At 69.8% G+C, this 3,132-nt stretch carries 2 protein-coding genes; both read left to right on the top strand.

All coding sequences use genetic code 11. The features are described from left to right. The coding region (locus RDU12_RS14365) for an ATP-binding protein (protein ID WP_308685312.1) at nucleotides 1–982 on the top strand (982 nt) is incomplete at its 5' end. Continuing rightward, complete coding sequence (gene ftsH, locus RDU12_RS14360; RefSeq protein WP_300292882.1) at nucleotides 979–2,910, top strand: ATP-dependent zinc metalloprotease FtsH; 1,932 nt, start codon at nucleotides 979–981, stop codon at nucleotides 2,908–2,910. The genes RDU12_RS14365 and ftsH, both read left to right, overlap by 4 nt. Nucleotides 2,911–3,132 lie beyond the last annotated feature (222 nt).

The raw sequence follows: 3,132 nt of genomic DNA, 5'->3' as shown, positions 1-3,132 counted from the left end.
CCGCCAGGGCTCGACCCTCGGCCGCCTGCGCGACTGGTCGCCGTCCCCGGCCTGGCCCGAGGGCAGGGGCCTGATGCTGCTGCGGCCCATGCTGGACGTGGAGCGGGACGAGTTGCGGGCGTGGCTGACGGCGCAGGGCCGGGACTGGATCGACGACCCGGCCAATGAGGATCCGAAATACGCCCGGAGCCGCGCCCGCGCGTCCCTTCTCCCATTGGGTGAAGGCGCCCCGGAGGGGCGGATGAGGGTCGACTTGTCGAGCGGCGAAGCCGCCCTCCGACGGTCGCCCCTCTCCCTTTCGCGCCAGGACGACGGCTGCGCCGCCGTGCGCTCAATCCCTCTCCCAACGGGAGAGGGATACTTTGATATCGACCGCTTCATCCCCGCCCGCACACTCGCGACCGCCCTCGTCTGCGCCGGCGGCGGCGACCGCCCGCCGCGCGGCGACCGCCTCGAACGCCTCCTGCAGCGCCTCGGGGCGGGGGAGACCTTCACCGCCGCCCTGTGCGGCGCTCGCATCGAGGCCGGAGCGGATCACATCCTCGTCACCCGCGAGCCGGGCGAGCTCGCCCGCCGCCCCCGGCCGCCCCTGCCGCTTGCGCCCGGCGTGGAGACCGTCTGGGACGGTCGCTGGGCGATCACGGCCGCGGAGCCCGGCTGGTCCGTGGTCCCGGCCGCCGGCCGCCTCGCCGCCCTGTCGAAGGCCGACCGGGCCCGGCTGAACGCCCTGCCGCCCGCGGTCCGCGGCGGACAGCCTGTGCTGATCCGGAACGATGCAACTGCCCCGGTTCTTGCAGCGACGACGGCCTTGGCGCGGTCGCTGGTCGAGGAGAGACTGGTGCTCGCGCTGGACCGAATGACGCAGGAATCGGATCTGGAGCCGCGCGCGCATGGCGCAACGCCCCGGAACCACCTATTTTCTGGCGCTGACATCACCGAAGCGGGGAGCGCGCCGCGCTTCCAGGGATCGAGACGAGAATGAACCTTCGCAATCTGGCCATCTGGGGCGCCGTCATCCTGGGCGCGCTCGCCTTCTATGTGGCCGTCAACCGCGGCGGCCCCATCGCCACGCCCGGCCAGAAGGCCGACTCCGCCCGGCCCCAGGAGATGAGCTATTCCAAGCTCCTTGAGGCCCGCGACGCCAAGGAGATCGCGACCGTCGAGGCCACGGGCGAAAAGCTCCTCGTCCAGATGAAGGACGACCGCAAATTCGAGGTCGTCACCACCCTGCCCAACGCCGACCTGATCGAGAGCCTGAACGCCGCCGGCGCCCAGGTCGACGTCAAGAGCACCCGCCAGAGCATGTGGGTCACCGCCCTGATCGGCCTGCTGCCCTTCGTGCTGATCATCGGCCTGTGGATCCTGATCATGCGCCAGATGCAGGGCGGGGCGCGCGGGGCCATGGGCTTCGGCAAGTCCAAGGCCAAGCTGCTGACCGAGCACAAGGGCCGCAAGACCTTTGACGACGTCGCCGGCGTGGACGAGGCCAAGGAAGAGCTTCAGGAGGTCGTCGACTTCCTCAAGGACCCGGCCAAATTCCAGCGTCTGGGCGGCAAGATTCCCAAGGGCGCCCTGCTGATCGGCCCTCCCGGCACCGGCAAGACCCTGCTGGCCCGCGCGGTGGCGGGGGAGGCGGGCGTGCCCTTCTTCTCCATCTCCGGCTCGGACTTCGTCGAGATGTTCGTCGGCGTCGGCGCCAGCCGCGTGCGCGACATGTTCGAACAGGCCAAGAAGAACGCCCCCTGCATCATCTTCATCGACGAGATCGACGCCGTCGGCCGTCACCGCGGCGCCGGCCTCGGCGGCGGCAATGACGAGCGCGAACAGACCCTCAACCAGCTGCTGGTCGAGATGGACGGCTTTGAGTCCAACGAGGGCATCATCCTGATCGCCGCCACTAACCGCCCCGACGTGCTCGACCCCGCCCTGCTGCGCCCCGGCCGCTTCGACCGCCAGGTCATGGTGCCCAATCCCGATGTGAACGGCCGCGAGAAGATCCTGCGCGTGCACATGAAGGACGTGCCCCTGGCCGCCGACGTCAACGTCAAGACCATCGCCCGCGGCACGCCCGGCTTCTCGGGCGCGGACCTCGCCAACCTGGTCAACGAGGCGGCCCTGACGGCGGCCCGCAGGGACCGTCGCATGGTCACCCACCGCGACTTCGAGGACGCCAAGGACAAGGTCATGATGGGCGCCGAGCGCAAGTCGATGGCCATGAACGACGACGAGAAGCGGATGACCGCCTATCACGAGGCCGGCCACGCCATCGTCGCCATGAACGTCAAGATGGCCGACCCGGTGCACAAGGCCACCATCGTCCCGCGCGGCCGCGCCCTCGGCATGGTCATGCAGCTGCCGGAAGGCGACCGCTACTCCACCAGCTTCCAGCAGATGGTCGACCGTATCGCCATCCTCGCCGGCGGCCGCGTCGCCGAGGAGAAGATCTTCGGCAAGGAGAACATCACTTCGGGCGCCAGTTCCGACATCCAGCAGGCGACCAAGCTGGCCCGCGCCATGGTCACGCGCTGGGGCTTCTCCGACAAGCTCGGCACCGTGGCCTATGGCGAGAACGAGCAGGAGGTCTTCCTCGGCCACTCCGTCGCCCGCAGCCAGAACGTCTCGGAAGAGACCGCCCGCATCATCGACGAAGAGGTCAAGCGCATCGTCACCGAGGGCTGGGACGTGGCCCGCAAGATCCTGACGAAGAAGGCCGCGGACCACGAGAAACTGTCCCAGGCCCTGCTCGAATACGAGACCCTGTCCGGTCAGGAGATCAAGGACCTGCTGGAGAAGGGCCTCGCCCCCAACCGCGACGAGAGCAATTTCCCCAACGCTGGCCCCTCCGTCTCCGTCCCGATCACCCCGGTTTCCGACGGCGTCGAGGTCGAGGCCCCCTCGACGGTGCACTGACGGCCCCCGTCTCCTCCCTGTTCGCCCTTGCGAATGGGGAGGGACGATCGCCGCTTCTTCTTTCGTCATCCCGGGGCAAGCGGCGCAGCCGCGCTGACCCCGGGACCGGGCGGCGCGCGCGAGCGCGACCCTGTCGGGGGCGCCGCTGCCCACAACAGCCTGTCTGAACAGGTCGCCTTCGGCGCCGCCCGGTCCCGGGGTTCGCTGCGCGCCCCCGGGATG

Origin of the sequence: Brevundimonas sp. (assembly GCF_031082345.1) — a bacterium.
Classification (GTDB): domain Bacteria; phylum Pseudomonadota; class Alphaproteobacteria; order Caulobacterales; family Caulobacteraceae; genus Brevundimonas.
Note: the sequence above shows the minus strand (reverse complement) of the source record. Positions and strands in the feature narration are given on the sequence as shown.